We start from the raw sequence: 19429 nt of genomic DNA on the forward strand, positions 1-19429 counted from the left end.
GTTTTCAGCGATGCATGTCGTCTTTCGCGAAAGCCATGGCCTCGAAGAAGCCGGCGCGCCCCGGGATCTGGGGCAGAGCCCGGCCGATCTCGTCGTTCTGTCCTTCTCCGACAGCGATCTCGGCGCCTTCGCCGCTGCCTGGCGGGCGGCGCGCGAGGGGATGCCGAGCCTGCGGCTTGCGAATATCGCATCGCTGATCCATCCGCTCTCCGTCGATACCTATTGCGAGAACACACTGTCGGGCGCGCGCGCGATCCTGATCCGCATCCTCGGCGGGGTGGATTACTGGCCCTACGGGATCGAGCAGATCCAGAAGCTTGCCGCCCGCGAGAACATCGCGCTCGCCGTGATCCCGGCTGACGGTCGCCCGGATGAACGGCTCGATGCGGCGTCGAACCTGCCGGTCTCGACCCTGCGGCGCATCGCGCATCTGTGCGACCAGGGCGGACAGGGCGCGGCGCATGCAGCCCTCGCCCAGCTCGCGCTGGCCGGCGGGCTCTATGCGGATCCGGTGATGGGCGTGAAGGCGATGGCGCCGGTCGGCTTCTTCCGTCCCGGCACCGGAATCGTCTGTCCGCTGGCCCTGCCGCGCGCCGGTTCGCGCCCGCTCGCGCCGGTGATCTTCTACCGCTCCTTCCTCACCGCCGCCGATACCGGCCCGGTCGAGGCGATGATCGCGGCCCTGGAGGAACGCGGCTTCGATTCCTTCGGCATCTTCGTGCCGAGCCTGAAGGCCCCCGATGCCGCCGGCTGGCTGCGCCGCCATCTCGCCCGGCTGGAACCCGACGTGATCATCAACGCCACCGCCTTCTCCGCGCGCATGGATACGCAAGGCGGCACGCCGCTTGACATCGCCGATGCGCCGGTTCTGCAGGTGGCGCTGGCCAATTCCGACCGCAAGGCCTGGAGCGAGGCCGAACGCGGGCTCTCGCCGGCGGATCTCGCCATGCATGTGGTGCTCCCGGAAGTCGATGGCCGCATCTTCGCCGGCGTCGTCTCGTTCAAGGAGCAGGAGGCGCGTGACCCTGATCTCGGCTTCGCACGCCGTGCCCATTGCGCCGATCCGGGCCAGATCGCCGCGCTTGCCGCCAAGGCGCATGCGCAGGTCAATCTGCGCCGCAAGCCGCCCGAGCAGCGTCGTCTCGCCCTCATCCTCTCGACCTATCCCGGACGCGAGGACCAGCACGCCCACGCGATCGGCCTCGATGCGCCGGCGAGCGCCGTCGGCCTCTACGGGCTCCTGGCCGAGCACGACTATGACACGGGTGAGACACCTGCCGATGGCGACGGCCTCGTCGGCGCGCTGAGCACATCGCGCATCAGCTGGCCGCTCGAAGCCTATCACGCTGCGCTCGCTGCCCTGCCGCAGAGCCTGCGCGACGCGCTCGAAGCGCAATGGGGTGCGCCGGAGGAGGATCCCGATTGCCGCGACGGCGCCTTCCATTTCCGGGCGCTTGAGCACGGCCATATGATCACCGCGCTCCAGCCCGAGCGCGGCAACAGCGCTGATCGCGCGCAGGAATATCACGATCTGGCCCGCGCCCCGCGTCACGCCTATATCGCCTTCTATCTCTGGCTGCGCCAGGCATGCGCCATCGACGCGCTGATTCATCTCGGCGCACACGGGACGCTGGAATGGCTGCCCGGCAAGGCCGTGGCGCTCGGATCCGAATGCTGGCCGCAGGCGCTGACCGGCGCGGTACCGGTGATCTATCCCTTCATCGTCAACGATCCAGGCGAGGCCGCCACGGCCAAGCGGCGCATCGGCGCGCTCACTATCGGCCATATGACGCCACCCGTGCGCAGCGGCGCCATGCCAGAGACGCTGCACGGGCTGGAGCGCCTGCTCGACGAATATTCCACCGCCGACGGGCTCGACCCGCGCCGCCGCGACCGGCTCGTCGATGCCATCATCGACGCCGCGCAGGCGACGCAGATCGTCGAGGATCTCCAGATCACGCCGGAGACCTGCAAGCAGGAGGTGATCGCGCGCGTCGATGCCTTCGTCTGCGACATCAAGGAAACCCAGTTCACCGACGGGCTCCACGTCTTCGGCGAACCGGCGCGCGCGGAAGACGAAGGCGCGCTCGATCCGCAAGCTCTCGATCCACATGCGCTCGCATCCTGCCCGCAGGGCGAGCGCGCGGCGCTGATCGCGGCGCTCGACGGACGTTTCGTCGCCCCCGGCCCCGCCGGCTCGCCCTGGCGCGGGCGCCGCGATGTGCTGCCCACCGGGCGCAATCTCTTCGCCGTCGATCCGCGCGCCGTGCCCAGCCGCGCGGCGGTCGAACAGGGCACGCGCATGGCCGAGGCGCTGGTCATGCGACATTTGCAGGATCATGGCGATTACCCGCAAGGCGTCGTGGTCGATCTGTGGGGCTCGGCCACCATGCGCACCGCCGGCGAGGATTTCGCCATGGCGATGCGGCTGATCGGGGCCCAACCCGTCTGGGATCACGGCTCGAGCCGGATCTCCGGCTTCGAGATCCTCGCCCCCGCCATCCTCGGGCGACCGCGCATCGCGGTAACACTGCGCATATCCGGCCTGTTCCGCGACGTCTTTCCCGGCCTTGCCGATCTGTTCGAACAGGCCGTGGCCGCCCTGCGCAAACGCGCCGAGCCCGAGGGCGAGAACCCGTATTACGCGGAAGCTGCCGACACCGCCCATGTCTTCGGCCCGGCACCGGGCAGCTATGGCGCGGGTGTCGATCATCTCACGCAGGACTTTTCGCGCGAGACGATCGACAAGGCCGGGCAGGACTGGCTCGCAGCCTCCGCCTTCGCCTATGGCGGAGACAAGGCAGGACGTTACGACAAGGCTGGCCTCGAGGCCCGCGTGGCGCAGGCCTCGGCCTATGTGCATGCCCATGATCTGGCTGAAAGCGACCTCCTGAGCGCGCCCGACTACGCCCAGCACCAGGGCGGTTTCGCCGCCGCTGCCCGCAGCCTGCGCGGGGAGGAAGGCGGCGCACCCGCGCTCTATCATCTCGACACCACCCGCCCCGAACAGACGCGTATCCGTGCCACGCATGAGGAGATCGCGCGGCTGGTGCGGGCGCGGGCGAGTAATCCGCGCTGGCTCGCCGGCCAGATGCGCCACGGCTATCGCGGCGCGGCGGAGATCGCCGCCACGCTCGACCAGATGGCCCGCTTCGCCGCCCTCGCCGAGGTGGTGGGGAGCCATCATTTCGACCTCTATTTCGATGCGACGCTCGGCGACGAGAGCGTGCGCGACTTCCTCGCCAACGCCAATCCGGAAGCCTTGCGCCAGATGCGCAACCGGTTCGAGGCGATGCGCGAATACGGCTACTGGAAGCCCCTGCGCAACAGCGTCATCGCCACGCTGGCACAGGACGTGCCCGAGCTTGAAGGCGACGCGCACGATACGCGGCTTGCCTCATGACCGCGCCTGCACCAGCGACGGGCTTCTCTCGCAAGGGCTGGTGCCCCGGCGCCTGGCGCCCGATGCGCTCCGGAGACGGGCTGATCCTGCGTCTGCGCCCACCCGGCGGCAGGCTCACTGTTACAGATCTGCGCCGCATCGCCGACGACGCGGTGCGCTACGGCAACGCCGTCATCGAGATCACCCGCCGCGCCGCGCTCCAGATCCGGGGCATCGCGGATGAGGATGACGCGGCCTCGCTGCGCGCCGATCTGCAGGCGCAGGGCCTCGTTGATGATGATGCGGCGGCGGAAAGCGCGCGGCAGGTGGTGCATGATCCGCTGGCCACATCCGACCATCCCGGCCTTGCGCTGGAGCGCGCGCTCGTCGAAGCCGCGCGCGAGGATGCCGGGCTGGCGGCGCTGCCGGCGAAATTCGGTTTCCTGATCGATCTCGGCAATCCCCGCCGCCTTGCCGCCACACCCGGCGATATCCGCATCGAACGCGCGTTGGATGGCGGGCTGTGTCTGCGGGCAGCGGCATGCGATGAGGCCGTGGCGGTCACGACGGCGGATGCTGTTGCGCACGCGCTGGCCCTGGCCCGCGCCTTCGCGCGCCACCCCGTGGTTATGGCCGGGCGCTTCCACCGCATGCAGGCGCTGATTGAAAGCGGCGAAGGCGGCGATCTGTATCGCGATGCCGGGCTCGCCAATCTGGCCCCGGCGCGCACCGCCGATGCCGGCGCGCCGCCGCGACCCGGCGCTTCGAGCGGCGGCCTCCTCGCCGCCCTGCCTTTTGGCCAGACCGATGCGCAGGCCCTGCATCGCCTCGCGGACCATCTGGACGGGACCGGTATCGTGCCGCGCCTCACCCCCTGGCGCGCGCTCTGGCTCCCCGGCGCCGACCCCGCCCTGGCAGAGACGCTCGCCGCGATCGGTTTCATCACCGATCCGGATGACCCGCTCACCGGCATCGATACCTGCCCCGGCGCTCCGGCTTGCGCCTCCGGGATGATCGAAACCCATTCGCTCGCCCGCGAAATCGCCGCGGCCCTGCCGCGCGCCATGCGCGATCGGGGGCTCCATGTTTCCGGCTGCGGCAAGGGTTGCGCGCGCTCCGCGCCGGCGGCACTCACGGTGATCGGCACCGCGCAGGGCCATGATCTGGTGCAGGATGGCAAGGTGAGCGATAAACCGGTTGCGCAGGCGCTCACGCGCGCGGCGCTGATCGCGCAATGCAAGCATGTCGCGACGCGGCAATGACGGGAACGGGAATGGGCTACGCATACGAAAAGAACGGCGCCGCGATCTACGAGCGCTCCTTCGCCATCATCCGCGCCGAGGCGGATCTCACGCGCTTCGACGCCGACGAGGAGAAGGTCGCCGTGCGGATGATCCATGCCAGCGGCATGGTCGATCTCGCAGGCGACATCATCTTCGCCCCCGGCTTCGCCAAAGCGGCCAAGGCGGCCCTGCGCGAAGGCGCGCCGATCCTGTGCGATGCGCGCATGGTCTCGGAGGGCGTCACCCGCGCGCGGCTCCCCGCCGACAACCCCGTGATCTGCACCCTGCAGGATCCCCGCGTCCCCGATCTTGCCGCGCAGATGGGCACGACCCGCTCTGCGGCGGCGATGGAGTTGTGGCGCCCGCATCTCGAAGGCGCTGTCATCGCCATCGGCAACGCGCCGACATCGCTTTTCCGGCTGCTCGAAATGCTCGACGATCCCGCGACACCCCGCCCCGCCGCGATCATCGGCATCCCGGTCGGCTTCGTCGGTGCGGTGGAATCGAAGGAAGCGCTGATGGCGGATGGCCGGGTCCCCGGCCTGATCGTGCGCGGACGCCGGGGCGGCTCGGCGGTGACGGTCGCGGCGATCAACGCGCTGGCGAGTGAGCGCGAATGAGCGGGACCGGCACCATATACGGCGTCGGCCTCGGCCCCGGCGATCCGGATCTGATGAGCGTCAAGGCACATCGCCTCGTCAGCAATGCCACGGATATCGCCTACTTTCGCAAGAGCGGGCGCAGGGGCCGCGCACGCACCAGCGTCGACGGGCTGTTGCGGGCGGATGTGCATGAATTCGCCATGGAATACCCCGTAACCACCGAAATCCCCCTCGACGATCCGGCCTACGCGGCAACGCTGAAGGCGTTCTATGAAGATTGCGTCGAAAAGCTTCTCGCCATGGTGCGCGCGGGGCGCAACGTGGTCGTGCTCTGCGAGGGCGATCCTTTCTTCTACGGCTCCTTCATGCATCTGCATTCCCGCCTCCTCGGCCATTGCCCGGTGGAGGTGGTGCCCGGCATTACCGGCATGTCCGCCTGCTGGACGGCGACGGGCCAGCCGATCACCTATGGCGACGACGTGCTCTGCGTCCTCGCCGGCACGCTCGACGAGGAGAGCCTGGTCGCACGCATGCGCGAGGCCGATGCGCTCGTGGTGATGAAGCTCGGGCGCAACCTCCCCAAGGTGCGCCGCGCCCTCGAGCGCGCGGGGCTCGCTGAACGCGCCTTCTATGTCGCCTATGGGGCGATGCCGCAGCAGCAGGTGATGCCGCTATCGCAAAAGGAAACCGACGACGCGCCGTATTTCTCGATGATCATCGTCCACGGCCAGGGGCGGCGGCCATGAAAGGACGGCGGCCATGAAAGGACGGCGACCATGAGCGGGCGTGAGAAAGGTCACGTCAGCATCATCGGCCTCGGCCCCGGCGCGGAGGGGGCGGTGACGCCCGATGCGCAGGCCGCGCTGAGCGCGGCGCAGGATATCATCGGCTATGGCCCCTATGTGGCGCGCGTGCCGCTGCGGCCCGATCAGGAGCGCCATGCTTCCGACAACCGCGTCGAGATCGAACGCGCCCGCCATGCACTCGATCTCGCGGCGGCGGGGCGGCGCGTCGCCGTGGTTTCATCCGGCGATCCCGGCGTCTTTGCCATGGCGGCGGCGATCTTCGAGGCGCTGGAGGCGGATCCGGCGCGCTGGGAGGGCGTCGCGATCACGGTCATACCCGGAATCACCGCCATGCTCGCCGCCGCCGCGCGGCTCGGTGCGCCGCTCGGGCATGATTTCTGCGCCATCAACCTGTCGGATAATCTCAAACCCTGGGAACTCGTCGAGAAACGCCTGCGCCATGCCGCGCGCGGCGATTTTGCCATGGCCTTCTACAACCCCTCCTCCCGCTCGCGCCCCTGGCAATTCGCCCGCACCCTGGAGATCCTGCGCGAGGAATGCGGGCCTGATACCATCATCGTCTTCGCCCGCAACGTCACCCGCGACGACGAGCGCTTCGCCATCACCACGCTCGGGCAAGCAAGGCCCGAACAGGCGGATATGCGCAGTGTGGTGATTGTCGGCTCCTCCCTGACGCGTCTGATCGAGCGCGGCGCAGATCGCCCGATCGTCTACACGCCGCGCTGGGCCGGGATGCCGCCGGAGGGTGCGGCATGATCGAGCCATGCGATCACCTGCGCGACGCTCTCGCAGCGCGCCCGCGCGGGGATATCCGGACGTGCGATCATGATGACAGGCAGGCCGAGGCTGCGGGCCGCCGCGATCTTGGCAAACGCCCCGGCGCCGCCGGAATTCTTGGCGACGATCATTTCGATCCCGCGTTCGCGCATCAGCGCCGCGTCGCCCTCCATCGTGAAGGGCCCGCGCGCGATCAGCACCGCGACCTGCGGAAGCGGCAGCGCCTCCCCCGGCTCGTCGATCAGCCGCACCGTGTAGCGATGCTGCGGCGCGCGCGCGAAATGATGCAGATGCAGCCGGCCGATCGCGAGGAAGACGTTGCGCGGCGTGGCCTCGCTTTGCGCAAGATATTCCGCCGCGCCCTCCAGATCGGCAACATCGATCCAGCGATCCGCCGGCATTGCCTGCCATGCGGGACGCTCCAGCGCGACGAGCGGCACGCCTGCCCCGGCGCAGGCCGCAACGGCATTCGCGCTCATCTGCGCGGCGAAAGGATGCGTCGCGTCGATCACCGCATCAATCGCCTGCGCTTGCAGATAATCGCGCAAGCCGGCAATACCGCCGAACCCGCCGACGCGGATCGCCACAGGCTGGGCTTTCGGCTGCGCCACGCGCCCGGCATAGGAGAGCGTGACGCTCAGATCAACACGCGCGGCGAGCGCCTGCGCCAGCGCGCTGGCCTCCCCCGTGCCGCCGAGCAGGAGGATATTGCGGGTTTTCGCGGAGCGTCTTTCGGAGGCAATCATGCCTGACCACTTGCCCGACAATCACGCTGCGGATCAAGCGTCATCGTCGCATCCGCGCATCAGCGTGATCGGAATCGGCGAGGACGGGCTCGCCGGGCTCGGGGCCGGGGGCCGGGCCGCGCTCGAAAACGCCGATCTGATCGCCGGCGGCGCCCGCCATCTCACCTTCCTCGATGCCGACCCGGCGCTTGCCGGCAAGGAGCGCTTCGCCTGGGGCACGCCCTTTGCCGAATCGCTTGAAGAACTGCTTGCGCGGCGCGCGGCCGAGCCCGCCCTGCGCATCGCCATTCTTGCCTCCGGCGATCCGTTCTGGCACGGCGCCGGCGGCAGCCTGATGCAGCATCTGCCGATCGACGCGCTCACGATCCACCCCGCCCCCGCAACCTTCTCCCTCGCCTGCGCCCGTCTCGGCTGGCGGCTCGAAGAATGTGTGACGCTGGGGCTGCATGCCCGCCAAATCCGCCTGATGCGCCCGCAACTGCATCACGGCGCGCGGCTGATCGTGCTGGTGCGCGACGGCGCAGCGATTACCGAGGCCGCCGCACTCCTGCGCGAGACCGGCTGCGGCACCTCGCGACTGACCCTGCTCGAACGCCTCGGCGGCCCGCATGAGCGCATCCGCAGCCTGCACGCGGATGAAACCCTGCCCGACGATATCGCCACCCCGGTCGCCCTCGCCATCACTGTCGAGGCCGGTCCCGATGCAGCCCTGATCCCCCGCGCGCCGGGCCTGCCCGATGATTGTTTCGCCAATGACGGCCAGCTCACCAAGCGCGAGATCCGCGCGCTGACGCTGTCCGCGCTCGCGCCCCGGCCCGGGGAACTGCTCTGGGATATCGGCGCCGGCGCGGGATCCGTCGCCATCGAATGGTGCCTTGCCCATCCGCATAACCGCGCCATCGGCATCGAGGCGCGCCCGGACCGGCTGGACCGGGCTGTGCAGAACGCGCTGGCGCTCGGCGTGCCGCATGTCGATTTCCGCGCCGGGCGCGCGCCTGACGCGCTTGCAGGTCTCGCGCCGCCCGATGCGATCTTCATCGGCGGCGGCGCCTCGCGCGAGGGCGTGATCGACGCGGCCCTCGCTGCGCTCAAACCCGGCGGGCGGCTCGTGATCAATGCGGTGACGCTGGAGACCGAGGCGCTGCTCATCGATCTGCATGCGCGGCTGGGCGGCGATCTCACCCGCATCGCCATCTCCCGCGTCACGCCGGTGGGCGAGATGCGCGGCTGGCGCGCGGCGATGCCCGTGACGCAATGGTGCTACCGGCGATGACGGACACGCCCTCCCCCTTCATCATCGGCCTCGGCTTTCGCGCAGAAGCGAGCCCTGAGAGCCTCGATGCCGTGCTCGGTGCGGCCATCGCTGCCGCCATGGCGAAAGCGCCCGGCGCGCGCCCGCCACCCGTTCTCGCGAGCGCGACGGACAAGGCCGAGAGCCCTGCCATGCGCACCCTCGCCGCCCGGCACGGCCTCACCATCCTTGTCCTCGACGCTGCGGCACTCGCCGCACAGGCGCAAAACGTCACCACCCGCGAGACGCGCGTCACCCGCCTGCCCGCCGGCGCGAGCCTGTGCGAAGCGGCAGCACTCGCCGCAGCGGCGCAATACGCGCCATGGGGCGAAGCCCGGCTCATCGTGCCCCGCATGATCGGCGCCGACCGGATGGCCACGGCGGCGGTCGCGCTCGCGCATTCGACGCAGAAGGATTTCCCATGAGCGTGCATTTCATCGGGGCCGGGCCGGGCGCACCGGATCTCATCACCGTGCGCGGGCGCGATCTCGTGGCGCGCTGCCCGGTCTGTCTCTATGCCGGCTCGCTGGTCCCGCCCGGGATCATCGCGTTATGCCCGCCCGAGGCGCGGGTGATCAACACCGCGCCGATGGATCTCGATGCGATCGAGGCGGAATATGTCCGCGCGCATGAGGCCGGGCTCGATGTCGCGCGGCTGCATTCGGGGGATATGTCGGTCTGGAGCGCCATGGGCGAGCAGTTGCGCCGGCTGGAGGCGCGCGGCATTGCCTATACGATCACCCCGGGCGTGCCCGCCTTCGCCGCAGCCGCAGCGGCTCTGGGCCGCGAATTCACCCTCCCGGAAGTCGCCCAGAGCCTTGTCCTCACCCGCACCTCCGGGCGCGCCTCGGCCATGCCGGAGGCCGAGAAGCTGGAAGCCTTCGCCGCCACCGGCGCGACGCTCGCCATCCATCTCTCGATCCATGTGCTCGACGACGTGGTCGAACGCCTGATCCCGCATTACCGCGCCGATTGCCCCGTCGCCATCGTCTACCGTGCCTCCTGGCCCGACGAGCGCATCCTGCGCGGCACGCTGGAGACGATCAGCGCCATCCATGCGAAGGATCCGGTGGAGCGCACGGCACTGATCGTGGTCGGGCGCGTCCTCGGCGCCTCGGATTTCCGCGACAGCGCGCTTTACGATGCCGGCTATCACCGGCGCTATCGCTCAGGTGGTGGTGATGGCGGCACTGACGACGGGGGTGCGGGCGCGTAGCTTTCCCTCGCGGTCGAAGATCGCGACATCGACGCCAATATCGGTATCGCGCACCAGCCGCGCGGCGGTCTTGACCGCATGGGCCGCGACCGTGCCTGCAATATCCACCCCCTCCGCATCCGCGCGCTGGAGCGCTTCGAGGGCGGAATTCATCTGCGGAATCGCCGCGACGAGTTCATCCGAGGCCCCCGCCTCCCCGGCGAGGTGCGCGAGATGCACGAGATCGACGCTGCCAGAGCGCGAATGCAGATCGATCAGCCCCTGCGAGAGCTTGACCATCTTGGCGAAACCGCCGGCGATGGTGACGCGGGGGATCGGGTGTTTGCGGATGTATTTCAGCATGCCGCCGACGAAATCGCCCATATCCATCAGCGCGATCTCGGGCAGATCATCCAGCGCCGCGATGGCGCGTTCAGACGTGTTGCCGGTGGCGCCCGCCACATGGTCGATCCCGGCGGCGCGGGCCACATCGACGCCGCGATGGATCGAGTGAATCCAGGCGGCGCAGGAAAACGGGATGACGATGCCGCGCGTGCCCAGAATCGAGAGACCGCCGATAATCCCCAGACGCGGATTCATGGTCTTGCGCGCGATCGCCTCGCCATCGGGAATGGCGATCTCGACCACCGCATCGGCGGGCACGCCCAGAGCCTGCGCTTCCTCCTCGATCGCCTGCGCGATCATGGCGCGCGGCACCGGGTTGATCGCCGGCTCGCCTGGCGGCAGCGGCAGGCCGGGCAGCGTCACCGTGCCGACCCCCTCCCCGGCACGCCAGGCGATTCCCGCACCCGGCGCGTTGCCCGTAACCTTCGCGATGATCAGCGCCCCATGGGTGGCATCCGGATCGTCACCGGCATCCTTGACGATGCCTGCCCGCGCGAATCCCGCACCGCGATCATGCATGGCGAGCGAGAACGCCACCCGGTCGCCGCTGGGCAGGGCGATCGTCACGGGATCGGGAAAATCACCGCAATGCAGCGCATGGAAGGCGGCCCGGGCGGCTGCGGTGGCGCAGCTTCCCGTGGTCCATCCACGACGCAATTCGGTCTTCGGGCCTGTTTTCTCCATCAAATGCGTTATAGGACCGTGCGAGGTTTCTGTCAGGAGAAATGCAAATGGGCGATAGGCCGAATCCGGCACCGGCACCGACACTGCGCGGCCTGATCATTGCCGCGCCGCGCTCGGGCTCGGGCAAGACCACGGTGACGCTCGGCATCCAGCGCGCGCTCAGCCGGCGCGGCCTCAACGTCCAGCCCTTCAAATGCGGGCCCGACTATATCGACCCCGCCTTCCACAGCGCGGCGGCGCGGCGCCCCTCCTTCAATCTCGACAGCTGGGCCTTCACCCGGGCGCAGCTCGCGGAACTGCTCGCACGCGGGAGCGATTCGGATATCGCTATCGCCGAGGGCTCAATGGGCCTGTTCGACGGCGTGGCGCAGCCCGGCGCTTCCGGCGACGGCTCGAATGCCGATATCGCCGCCGTGACCGGATGGCCGGTGATTCTCGTGATCGACGCCTCCGGCCAGGCCCAGTCCGCCGCCGCCATCGCGCTGGGCTGCCGGGTCTACCGCGACGATATCACGCTGGCCGGCGTCATCCTCAACCGCGTCGCGAGCCCGCGCCACGACATGCTGCTGCGCAAGGGCATGGAGAAGGCGGGCATCCCGGTGCTCGGTGCCATGCCCAAACGCGCCGATCTCGTCCTGCCCGAGCGCCATCTCGGCCTCGTCCAGGCAGGCGATACCGCCGATCTCGCCGCGCGGCTCGATGCACTGGCGGATTTTGCGCAAGACCATATCGATCTCGACGCGCTCACGGCGCTGGCGGCACCCTCGCGGCTTTCCATATGTGAAACCCGCGCCTTACCCGTCACTCCGCCCGGTCAGCGCATCGCGCTCGCCCGCGACGCAGCCTTCAGCTTCGTCTATCCGCATCTGCTCGATCGCTGGCGCGCGGCGGGAGCCGAGATCATCCCGTTCTCGCCGCTCGCCGACGAGGCGCCCGACCCGGCCTGCGACGTGGTCTGGCTGCCCGGCGGCTATCCGGAACTTCATGCCGGGCGGCTCGCCCAGGCGCAGAACTTCCGCAAGGGCCTGCATGAATGCGCGCGCACGCGCCCGGTCCATGGCGAGTGCGGCGGCTACATGGCGCTGGGTGCGGGGCTGATCGATGCCGATGGCGCGCGCCATGAAATGGCCGGGCTGATCGGGCTCGAAACCTCCTTCGCCAAACGCTCCATGCATCTGGGCTACCGCCACGCCACCCTGCATGCGCCGATACCCGGCCATGCGCCGGGCGCGGCCCTGCGCGGGCACGAATTCCACTATACCACCATCCTGGCACAGCCTGATGAACCGCTCGCGCGCGTCGTCGACGCCAATGGCAAGGACGTACCGGAAACCGGTTCCCGGCGCGGCCATGTCACCGGGTCCTTCTTCCACCTGATCAGCGCCCTCGACGCGGATAGTAACGGAGCCTGAAGCCGATGTCCGAGACACCCGCGAAGGGCGGTCACATCACCATGATCGGCGCCGGCCCAGGCGATCCCGATCTCCTGACCATCCGTGCGGTCAAACGCATCGAGGCCGCCGATGTGATCCTGTTCGACGATCTCGGCGCCGGGCCGCTGCTCAAGCACGCCAGCGCCCAGACCGAGCTGATCGCGGTGGGCAAGCGTGCGGGGCGGGTCTCGCCCAGGCAGTCGCAGGTAAGCCGGCTGATGGTGGCGCATGCGAAGATGGGGCAGCGGGTGGTGCGGCTGAAATCCGGCGATCCCACGATTTTCGGGCGCCTCGATGAGGAGATCGTCGCCGCCCGCGAAGCGGGAATCCCCTTCGAGATCGTCCCCGGCGTCACCGCAGCGACGGCGGCAGCCGCCGAACTCGGCTTCTCGCTGACCAAGCGCGGCGTGGCGCGGCGCCTGCAATTCGTCACGGGCCACGATGTCGACGGGCAATTGCCGCGCGATCTCGACATCGCCGCGCTCGCCGATCCCGGCGCCACGACCTGCGTCTTCATGGGCAAGGCCACCTTCGCGCTGCTCGTCGAGGCCCTGATCGCCCGGGGCCTCTCCCCGGACACCCCCTGCATCGTCGCCACACAGGCGAGCCTGCCGGATACTCAGGCGCGCTTCGGCACGCTCACGGAAATCGCAGCGTATCTTGGTGACCGTCCACAACTGGGCGCGAGCGTGATCTTCTACGGCGCGGCGATCCCGGACGGGCCAACCGTGACGGACTGACCCGTCAGGCGTTTTCGTTCTTGGGCGGGCGCGTCGCGTTCACGATCGCCTTCGCGATGAGCCAGCTCGCCGGGGCGGCGAGCAGGACACCGGCGAGCGCGGCAAGCACGATCGGCATGGCGCTGGCCATCGCCATATCGACCGTCAGAACGCCGATGACGAAGATGCCGGCGAAAGTCGGCGCGGTGAAGATGAAAACGAGAATGGCGAGCTTGGTCACGATGCGCCCCGTAGCTGACGAGTGATTTCGCCACCAGATTGCCCGCACCCGGCCCGCCCCGCCTTGCGCCAGATCAAGCCGGGACCCGAAACTGCCTCATTCCGGCTGATCATCGGATGCGGCGCGCAGATCCGGGCGCCGTTCGCGCGTGACCCTGAGCGCCTGTTCGCGCCGCCAGCGCGCGATGGCGCCGTGATCGCCTGAGAGCAGGATGTCAGGGATCGCCCGCCCCTCCCATTCGCGGGGGCGGGTATAATGCGGATATTCAAGCAACCCCGATTCGAAGCTCTCCTCCTCGCCCGACGCGCTCGCCCCCATGACGCCCGGCAAGAGTCGGACGCAGGCATCGAGCATCACCATCGCCGCGAGTTCGCCACCCGAGAGCACGTAATCGCCGATCGAGACCTCGATCAGATCGCGCCCCGCGATCACCCGCTCGTCGATCCCCTCGAAGCGCCCGCAAAGCATGACGGCCCCGGGTCCGCCGGCGAGTTCGCGCACGAATCCCTGGTCGAGCCGGCGCCCGCGCGGGCTCATGTACAGACGCGGACGCGGGTCATCCGCGACACTCACCGCATCGAGCGCCTCGCCGAGCACATCCGCGCGGATCACCATACCGGGGCCGCCGCCGGCGGGGGTGTCGTCAACGGCGCGATGACGCCCGCGCCCGTGATCACGGATCTGATGCGTGGTGAGCGACCAGAGCCCGCGTGCGAGCGCATCGCCGGAAAGCGAAGCGCCGAGCGGGCCGGGAAACATCTCGGGATAGAGCGTGAGGATATCGGCACGCCACATCAGGCTCACTCCGCCTCGTCAGGAGGCAAATCACCGGAATCGGCTTCAAAGACATCGTCGGGCGCATCGACCAGGATGCGACCACCGGCAATGTCGATCTCGGGGAAAAACGCTTTGGTGAAGGGCAGAAGCACGGTATCGCCGCGCGCGCCGGCCCGCACCGACGCATTCGCATCGGTGACCGGGGCGATGCCGATCAACGTTCCGGCCCCGTAATCGGGCACCTCGACCACCGTGCCGCGTATCTCGCCCAGCGGCGTTACCGCCTTCAGGCCGATCAGATCGGCGAGCAGGAATTCGTCTTCCTCGGGCGGGTCGAGCGTCGCGAGGGCCGCGCGGGTGGTGTAGAGCCCGCGCCGGTTAAGTGCCTCGGCCGCATTGCGGTCATCGACACCCGCGATGCGCGCGATGAACAGGTCCGTGGCTCCGCCCGGCGCCGGGCGCAGGGCCTTGATCACGCGCCGCGCGCCACTCTCGTCGAAGAGCGGTTCGTAGCGGGCCAGCATGGCCGGATCATCGGTGAAGGATTTCAGCCGCAACTCGCCATGCAGCCCGTGCGCGCGCCCGCATTCGCCGATGCGTACGACATCGTCGGGCAGGGCGGGGACGGTGGGCGCAGCGGCAGGCGCAGCGCTGCGCACATCCCCTGCCCGGCGGGATGCACCCGCCGGGGGACGCGATCCGCGCCGTTTCGATCCGGCACCCATCACGCAGCCACCTTCCGGTCAGAATGCGCGCCGATCACTCGGCGGCAGCGCCTTCACCTTCGGCAGGCGCAGCGGCGGCGGCAGCCTTCTCGGCCCGCTCTGCGGCGCGCTCCTCGGCCTTCTTGCCGGGCTTGGCCTTTTCCGGATTGTTGCGGGCCGCGCGCTTCATCAGGCCAGCCTGATCGAGGAAGCGGGCGACGCGATCGGTCGGCTGCGCACCCTTGGCCAGCCATTCCTTCGCCTTCTCGACATCAAGCACGACGCGATCGGCGGCATCCTTCGGCTTCATCGGGTCATAGGCGCCGATCCGGTCGATGAAGCGACCATCGCGCGGGAAGCGCGAATCGGCGACGATGATGCGATAATACGGGCGCTTCTTGGCGCCGCCACGGGTGAGACGAATCTTGAGGGCCATTGTCGTTACTCCGGTTGTTTCAGTCGTGACATTGCGCAGGGGACGGATGGCGCCAGGCGCCGAGCCGCATGTCCCGCAATTCGTGATCCCGCTCATGGATCGCGCCGAGGCGAAGGGCGACCTGCACGGAGGGATGGTTTTCGGGATGGATGAAGCTGACCAGCGTCTTCCACCCCAGATTCTGATAAGCGTAAGCGCGCATGCGCCGCGCCGCTTCGGTCACGAAGCCCGCACCACGATAGGCCGGAACCGCTCCCCAGCCGAGCTCGGGCTCCGGCCAGTCGGGCGGGTGAAAGAAGCCGGCATAGCCGACGAAAGCGCCGTCATCCTTGCGCTCCAGCGCCCAGAAGCCATAACCGCGCAGGCTCCATTGCCCGGCAAAGCCGCACATGCGCTGCCAGGCCTTCGGTCCGGTTTCCGCGCCCGGAATGAAACGCCGCGTCGCCTCATCCGCGCAAAATGCCGCAAAACCGGGGAAATCGGTCTCGCGCCAGCCGCGCAGGGTGAGACGGGGCGTCTCCAGAACCGGAACCGCGTTGATCACTTCTTCTTGCCTCCGCCGAAGGGCAAGCCGAGACCGGGCAATTTCGGCCCGCCGGAGCCACCACCGAGGCCGGGAAGCGACGGGGTATCCTTCTTGCCGGCTCCTTTACCGCCCCCGAGATCGGGCGGCATCGGCGGGATACCACCACCGCCCATACCGGGCGGCAACTGCCCGCCCATCTGCTTCTTGACCTGTTCGAGCATTTCCGGGCTCGGATTCGGCATACCGCCGGGCATGCCGCCCGGAATCCCGCCTGGCATGCCGCCACCGCCGAGGCCGAACATGGAGCCGAGCGCCCCGGCAATGCCGCCGCGCTTGTTCTTGCCCATCTGCTTCATCATGTCCGCCATCTGGCGGTGCATCTTCAGAAGCTTGTTGACGTCCTCGACCTTCATGCCCGCGCCGGCGGCGATGCGCTTCTTGCGCGAGGCCTTGAGGATATCGGGGCTGCGGCGCTCCTTCGGCGTCATCGAATCGATGATGGCGCATTGGCGCTTGATCACCTTGTCATCGACATTGGCGCCTTCGAGCTGCTTCTTCATGGCGCCCATGCCGGGCATCATTCCCATCAGGCCGCCGACGCCGCCGAGTTTTTCCATCTGGGCAAGCTGGTTGCGCAGATCGGCCAGATCGAACTTCCCCTTGCGCATCTTCTCGGCGATGCGCACGGCCTCTTCCTGGTCGATCGATTCCGACGCCTTCTCGACCAGCGAGACGATGTCGCCCATGCCGAGAATGCGGTTGGCCACGCGCGAGGGGTGGAACTCCTCCAGCGCATCGACCTTTTCGCCGGTCCCGATCAGCTTGATCGGCTTGCCCGTCACCGCGCGCATCGAAAGCGCCGCGCCACCGCGCGAATCGCCATCCATGCGGGTGAGCACGATGCCGGTGAGCCCCATCCGCTCATCGAAGGCGCGCGCGGTGTTGACCGCGTCCTGACCGGTCAGCGCATCGGCGACGAGAAGCACTTCGTGCGCATCAACGGTGCGCGCGACCTCCGCCGCCTCGTCCATCAGCGCCTCGTCGACGGTGACGCGGCCCGCCGTGTCGAGCATCACCACGTCATAGCCGCCAAGTCGCCCCGCCTCCATGGCGCGGCGCGCGATCTGCGGCGCGCTCTGGCCGGTGACGATGGGCAGCGTATCGACCTCGACCTGTCCGCCCAGCACGGCGAGCTGCTCCATCGCCGCCGGGCGGCGGGTATCAAGGGAGGCCATCAGCACGCGTTTTTTATCGCGCTCCTTGAGGCGACGCGCGATCTTGGCGGTCGTCGTGGTCTTGCCCGAGCCCTGCAGTCCGACCATCAGGATCGGCACCGGCGGCGTGGCATTGAGATTGATCGTCTCGGCCTCGGCGCCGAGCATCTCGACGAGGGCGTCGTTGACGATCTTGACGACCATCTGCCCGGGCGTCACCGACTTGACCACTTCCGCGCCGACGGCGCGTTCGCGCACGCGATCGGTGAAGGAGCGCACCACTTCAAGCGCGACATCCGCCTCGAGCAGGGCGCGGCGGACCTCGCGCAGGGCATTCTGCACATCCTGGTCGGACAGCTTGCCGCGCCGCGTCAGCCCCCCGAGAATACCGGAAAGGCGTTCGGATAATCCTTCGAACATGATGCTTCCTTCCCGCCTGAATGGCTGCACAGCGTCAATGCGGTAACGCAAAACACGCCCGAGGGCGCAACGCGCTGTCGGGCGTGGACCTCCGGCCTCGCGGACCAGTCGGCGTCTCGCATTTCGGCTCTGCGACGAAATCGAGCCTGCTCGTTACGGGTGGCGGCGGCGAAAGTCAAGGGTCGGGGTGCGGGTTTGGGGCCGCCGCGCTTTGGAGGAACAGGCCCCCGCCTTCATCTCCGACCGGCGGCGGGCTTCGGCTTCGAGAAATTTCTCATTGCGCCGATCAGATCGGAAACCTGACGATAGGTCATGCGCTCGGCTCCCCATACGACATCGCAAGCCTGGCGCGCGGTCAGTGGCTTGTGCGTTTTGCCGTGGAATGACGCCGAATTCGTTCCCTCGCCCGTCTCCGCATCCGTGGTGGAATCGATGCAATAATGGGGTGGCTCGAATTCCGCATTCAGGCAGACACGCACAGATGCGCCTCCCAGCGATCGCTCACGATCGTGAAGCTGGCTGAGCACCATGCGAACATACTCGACTGGAAGGGTCTCTTGCAGGCTGCTCAACGTTACGTCATTCGGGCGAGATGTCATTTCTTCTCCAATGCTTTGCGACGAGCATACAGGAGTTCTGGCCCGGACGCGACAAGCGTTCGAAGCAGATCAGGTTTACGCCACGAACCTCACCCACCCTGCGCCCGCCGGCGCAGCAGCCAGACGAAGAACGCTCCGCCGATCAGGCCGGTAACGATGCCGATCGGCATGTCTTCGGGGCGCATGATGGTGCGCGCGATGATATCGGCCCAGATCAGGAAGATGGCGCCGGTGAGCATGGCGGCGGGGAGGACGCGGGCATTGTCGCCACCGACGATCAGCCGCACGATATGCGGGATCATCAGGCCGACGAAGCCGATCACGCCGGAAAACGCCACCATCACCCCGGTCACCAGAGCCGCGATGACGAAGACGGCGAGGCGGAAGGCGGCGACCGGGATGCCGAGCGTCGCCGCCGTCTCGTCACCGATGGTCATGGCGTTGAGCGAGCCGGCGACGAGGCGAAACCAGAAAGCCGCGCCGGCCAGGATCACCGCCGGCCAGATCAGATGGCCCCATTGTGCGAGCCCCAAGCCCCCAAGCATCCAGAAGACCACCGTATGCGCCGCGCGCGGATCACCCATGAAGATCAGGAGATTGGCGAGCGCCATCACGATGAAGGAGACGGCGACGCCGGTCAGGACCAGCCTGTCGGCGGAGGTCGCCCGGGCGAAGCTGGCGAGCGCGAGCACCAGCAGCGTCGCGGCCAGCGCACCGATGAAGGCGAAGATCGGCACGGTCGCGAGCCCGAGAAACATCCCCGTATGCAAAAGCGCGAGGATCGCCCCGAAAGCCCCGCCGGACGAGATCCCCAGAAGATGGGGATCGGCCAGCGGGTTGCGCGTCACGGCCTGCAGAACGGCGCCCACAAGCGCGAGCCCCGCCCCCACCAAAGCCGCGAGCAGGGCGCGTGGCAGCCGGATATCCCAGACGATGGCGGCGCGCCCGGCGGACCAGTCGGGTGTGATCAGGCCCGGGGCGATGCGCTCGAGGATGACGCCCCAGACGGTGCCGATCGGGATCGCCACAGCACCGAGGCTCACCGCCGCCGAGAGCGACAGGAGCAGGAGACCGATCCCGATCCCCCATACCCCCTTGCGCAGTGGGCGCGTGCGGCGCGGCGCCTGCGCCTGCGCCTGCGCGGCGATGACGGGCGCGGCGATCTCGGGGTCGGGCGTGGCGCGCATCC

At 68.6% G+C, this 19429-nt stretch carries 20 protein-coding genes; 10 read left to right on the forward strand and 10 right to left on the reverse strand.

Going from position 1 to position 19429, the window contains the following annotated elements; all coding sequences use genetic code 11:
- Positions 1–10 precede the first annotated feature (10 nt).
- From cobN to cobJ, 5 genes are read left to right on the forward strand one after another with little or no spacing between them, the layout of a single operon-like run.
- Positions 11–3403: a cobaltochelatase subunit CobN gene (cobN, locus tag GA0071312_RS18055; protein ID WP_074446426.1), complete on the forward strand. Its 3393-nt coding sequence runs from the start codon at positions 11–13 to the stop codon at positions 3401–3403.
- Positions 3400–4644, forward strand: a complete 1245-nt coding sequence (locus GA0071312_RS18060; protein ID WP_074446427.1) for a hypothetical protein — start codon at positions 3400–3402, stop codon at positions 4642–4644. The genes cobN and GA0071312_RS18060 overlap by 4 nt, the downstream gene beginning before the upstream one ends.
- Before the next feature lie 11 nt (positions 4645–4655).
- The gene (locus GA0071312_RS18065) at positions 4656–5285 is read left to right on the forward strand and encodes a precorrin-8X methylmutase (RefSeq protein ID WP_074446428.1); all 630 of its coding nucleotides are present in this window, start codon (positions 4656–4658) and stop codon (positions 5283–5285) included.
- Positions 5282–6013 (forward strand): precorrin-2 C(20)-methyltransferase, encoded by a 732-nt coding sequence (locus GA0071312_RS18070; RefSeq protein WP_074446429.1) that lies wholly within the window; start codon positions 5282–5284, stop codon positions 6011–6013. Before GA0071312_RS18065 ends, GA0071312_RS18070 begins: the two co-directional genes overlap by 4 nt.
- 30 nt (positions 6014–6043) lie before the next feature.
- A complete protein-coding gene (gene cobJ / locus GA0071312_RS18075; RefSeq protein ID WP_074446430.1) occupies positions 6044–6829 on the forward strand; it encodes a precorrin-3B C(17)-methyltransferase in 786 nt (261 codons plus the stop codon).
- Here the strand turns inward: cobJ and GA0071312_RS18080 are convergent.
- Complete coding sequence (locus GA0071312_RS18080) at positions 6784–7596, reverse strand: cobalt-precorrin-6A reductase (protein WP_074446431.1); 813 nt, start codon at positions 7594–7596, stop codon at positions 6784–6786. The genes cobJ and GA0071312_RS18080 overlap by 46 nt on opposite strands.
- On the opposite strand from GA0071312_RS18080, the gene cbiE reads away from it, so the two are divergent.
- From cbiE to cobM, 3 genes are read left to right on the forward strand one after another with little or no spacing between them, the layout of a single operon-like run.
- Positions 7595–8869: a precorrin-6y C5,15-methyltransferase (decarboxylating) subunit CbiE gene (gene cbiE / locus GA0071312_RS18085; RefSeq protein WP_108721937.1), complete on the forward strand. Its 1275-nt coding sequence runs from the start codon at positions 7595–7597 to the stop codon at positions 8867–8869. The two genes, GA0071312_RS18080 and cbiE, sit on opposite strands and share 2 nt — an antisense overlap.
- Complete coding sequence (locus tag GA0071312_RS18090) at positions 8866–9312, forward strand: cobalamin biosynthesis protein (RefSeq protein ID WP_074446433.1); 447 nt, start codon at positions 8866–8868, stop codon at positions 9310–9312. The genes cbiE and GA0071312_RS18090 overlap by 4 nt, the downstream gene beginning before the upstream one ends.
- Positions 9309–10103 (forward strand): precorrin-4 C(11)-methyltransferase, encoded by a 795-nt coding sequence (cobM, locus tag GA0071312_RS18095; protein ID WP_074446434.1) that lies wholly within the window; start codon positions 9309–9311, stop codon positions 10101–10103. The genes GA0071312_RS18090 and cobM overlap by 4 nt, the downstream gene beginning before the upstream one ends.
- Here cobM and GA0071312_RS18100 read toward each other — a convergent pair.
- Positions 10056–11171, reverse strand: a complete 1116-nt coding sequence (locus GA0071312_RS18100) for a cobalt-precorrin-5B (C(1))-methyltransferase (RefSeq protein ID WP_074446435.1) — start codon at positions 11169–11171, stop codon at positions 10056–10058. The genes cobM and GA0071312_RS18100 overlap by 48 nt on opposite strands.
- Positions 11172–11218: 47 nt before the next feature.
- Here GA0071312_RS18100 and GA0071312_RS18105 point away from each other — a divergent pair, with 47 nt between their 5' ends.
- The gene (locus GA0071312_RS18105) at positions 11219–12583 is read left to right on the forward strand and encodes a cobyrinic acid a,c-diamide synthase CobB (protein WP_238947329.1); all 1365 of its coding nucleotides are present in this window, start codon (positions 11219–11221) and stop codon (positions 12581–12583) included.
- Between the two features lie 5 nt (positions 12584–12588).
- Positions 12589–13344 (forward strand): uroporphyrinogen-III C-methyltransferase, encoded by a 756-nt coding sequence (cobA, locus tag GA0071312_RS18110; RefSeq protein ID WP_074446436.1) that lies wholly within the window; start codon positions 12589–12591, stop codon positions 13342–13344.
- A gap of 4 nt (positions 13345–13348) precedes the next feature.
- Here the strand turns inward: cobA and GA0071312_RS18115 are convergent, their stop codons facing one another.
- The 8 genes from GA0071312_RS18115 to GA0071312_RS18150 form a co-directional block, all read right to left on the reverse strand.
- Positions 13349–13564, reverse strand: coding sequence for a hypothetical protein (locus GA0071312_RS18115; RefSeq protein WP_074446437.1), 216 nt, complete (start codon positions 13562–13564; stop codon positions 13349–13351).
- 96 nt (positions 13565–13660) lie between these two features.
- Positions 13661–14359 (reverse strand): tRNA (guanosine(37)-N1)-methyltransferase TrmD, encoded by a 699-nt coding sequence (gene trmD, locus GA0071312_RS18120; protein ID WP_074446438.1) that lies wholly within the window; start codon positions 14357–14359, stop codon positions 13661–13663.
- 5 nt (positions 14360–14364) lie between these two features.
- Positions 14365–15066 carry a ribosome maturation factor RimM gene (gene rimM, locus GA0071312_RS18125; RefSeq protein ID WP_074446439.1) on the reverse strand — a complete coding sequence of 234 codons (702 nt, stop codon included), beginning with the start codon at positions 15064–15066 and terminating at the stop codon, positions 14365–14367.
- 34 nt (positions 15067–15100) lie between these two features.
- Positions 15101–15481: a 30S ribosomal protein S16 gene (gene rpsP, locus GA0071312_RS18130; RefSeq protein WP_074446440.1), complete on the reverse strand. Its 381-nt coding sequence runs from the start codon at positions 15479–15481 to the stop codon at positions 15101–15103.
- Between the two features lie 19 nt (positions 15482–15500).
- The gene (locus GA0071312_RS18135; RefSeq protein WP_074446441.1) at positions 15501–16025 is read right to left on the reverse strand and encodes a GNAT family N-acetyltransferase; all 525 of its coding nucleotides are present in this window, start codon (positions 16023–16025) and stop codon (positions 15501–15503) included.
- On the reverse strand, positions 16022–17641 hold the full coding sequence (gene ffh / locus GA0071312_RS18140; protein ID WP_074446442.1) for a signal recognition particle protein: 1620 nt from the start codon (positions 17639–17641) through the stop codon (positions 16022–16024). The genes GA0071312_RS18135 and ffh overlap by 4 nt, the downstream gene beginning before the upstream one ends.
- Positions 17642–17874: 233 nt before the next feature.
- Positions 17875–18240, reverse strand: coding sequence for a hypothetical protein (locus GA0071312_RS18145; RefSeq protein WP_131817866.1), 366 nt, complete (start codon positions 18238–18240; stop codon positions 17875–17877).
- Positions 18241–18329: 89 nt separating this feature from the next.
- Positions 18330–19427 carry a FecCD family ABC transporter permease gene (locus GA0071312_RS18150; RefSeq protein ID WP_083204737.1) on the reverse strand — a complete coding sequence of 366 codons (1098 nt, stop codon included), beginning with the start codon at positions 19425–19427 and terminating at the stop codon, positions 18330–18332.
- Positions 19428–19429: the final 2 nt, after the last annotated feature.

Origin of the sequence: Saliniramus fredricksonii, from assembly GCF_900094735.1 — a bacterium.
In the GTDB taxonomy this organism is placed as follows: Bacteria; Pseudomonadota; Alphaproteobacteria; order Rhizobiales; family Beijerinckiaceae; genus Saliniramus; species Saliniramus fredricksonii.

Excerpts from the sequence above, each read along its gene's own strand:
- cobN (WP_074446426.1), top strand. The coding sequence starts at position 11 with ATGCATGTCGTCTTTCGCGAAAGCCATGGCCTCGAAGAAGCCGGCGCG.
- GA0071312_RS18060 (WP_074446427.1), top strand. The coding sequence starts at position 3,400 with ATGACCGCGCCTGCACCAGCGACGGGCTTCTCTCGCAAGGGCTGGTGC.
- GA0071312_RS18065 (WP_074446428.1), top strand. The coding sequence starts at position 4,656 with ATGGGCTACGCATACGAAAAGAACGGCGCCGCGATCTACGAGCGCTCC.
- GA0071312_RS18070 (WP_074446429.1), top strand. The coding sequence starts at position 5,282 with ATGAGCGGGACCGGCACCATATACGGCGTCGGCCTCGGCCCCGGCGAT.
- cobJ (WP_074446430.1), top strand. The coding sequence starts at position 6,044 with ATGAGCGGGCGTGAGAAAGGTCACGTCAGCATCATCGGCCTCGGCCCC.
- cbiE (WP_108721937.1), top strand. The coding sequence starts at position 7,595 with ATGCCTGACCACTTGCCCGACAATCACGCTGCGGATCAAGCGTCATCG.
- GA0071312_RS18080 (WP_074446431.1), bottom strand. The coding sequence starts at position 7,596 with ATGATTGCCTCCGAAAGACGCTCCGCGAAAACCCGCAATATCCTCCTG.
- GA0071312_RS18090 (WP_074446433.1), top strand. The coding sequence starts at position 8,866 with ATGACGGACACGCCCTCCCCCTTCATCATCGGCCTCGGCTTTCGCGCA.
- cobM (WP_074446434.1), top strand. The coding sequence starts at position 9,309 with ATGAGCGTGCATTTCATCGGGGCCGGGCCGGGCGCACCGGATCTCATC.
- GA0071312_RS18100 (WP_074446435.1), bottom strand. The coding sequence starts at position 11,171 with ATGGAGAAAACAGGCCCGAAGACCGAATTGCGTCGTGGATGGACCACG.
- GA0071312_RS18105 (WP_238947329.1), top strand. The coding sequence starts at position 11,219 with ATGGGCGATAGGCCGAATCCGGCACCGGCACCGACACTGCGCGGCCTG.
- cobA (WP_074446436.1), top strand. The coding sequence starts at position 12,589 with ATGTCCGAGACACCCGCGAAGGGCGGTCACATCACCATGATCGGCGCC.
- trmD (WP_074446438.1), bottom strand. The coding sequence starts at position 14,359 with ATGTGGCGTGCCGATATCCTCACGCTCTATCCCGAGATGTTTCCCGGC.
- rimM (WP_074446439.1), bottom strand. The coding sequence starts at position 15,066 with ATGGGTGCCGGATCGAAACGGCGCGGATCGCGTCCCCCGGCGGGTGCA.
- rpsP (WP_074446440.1), bottom strand. The coding sequence starts at position 15,481 with ATGGCCCTCAAGATTCGTCTCACCCGTGGCGGCGCCAAGAAGCGCCCG.
- ffh (WP_074446442.1), bottom strand. The coding sequence starts at position 17,641 with ATGTTCGAAGGATTATCCGAACGCCTTTCCGGTATTCTCGGGGGGCTG.
- GA0071312_RS18145 (WP_131817866.1), bottom strand. The coding sequence starts at position 18,240 with ATGACATCTCGCCCGAATGACGTAACGTTGAGCAGCCTGCAAGAGACC.
- GA0071312_RS18150 (WP_083204737.1), bottom strand. The coding sequence starts at position 19,427 with ATGCGCGCCACGCCCGACCCCGAGATCGCCGCGCCCGTCATCGCCGCG.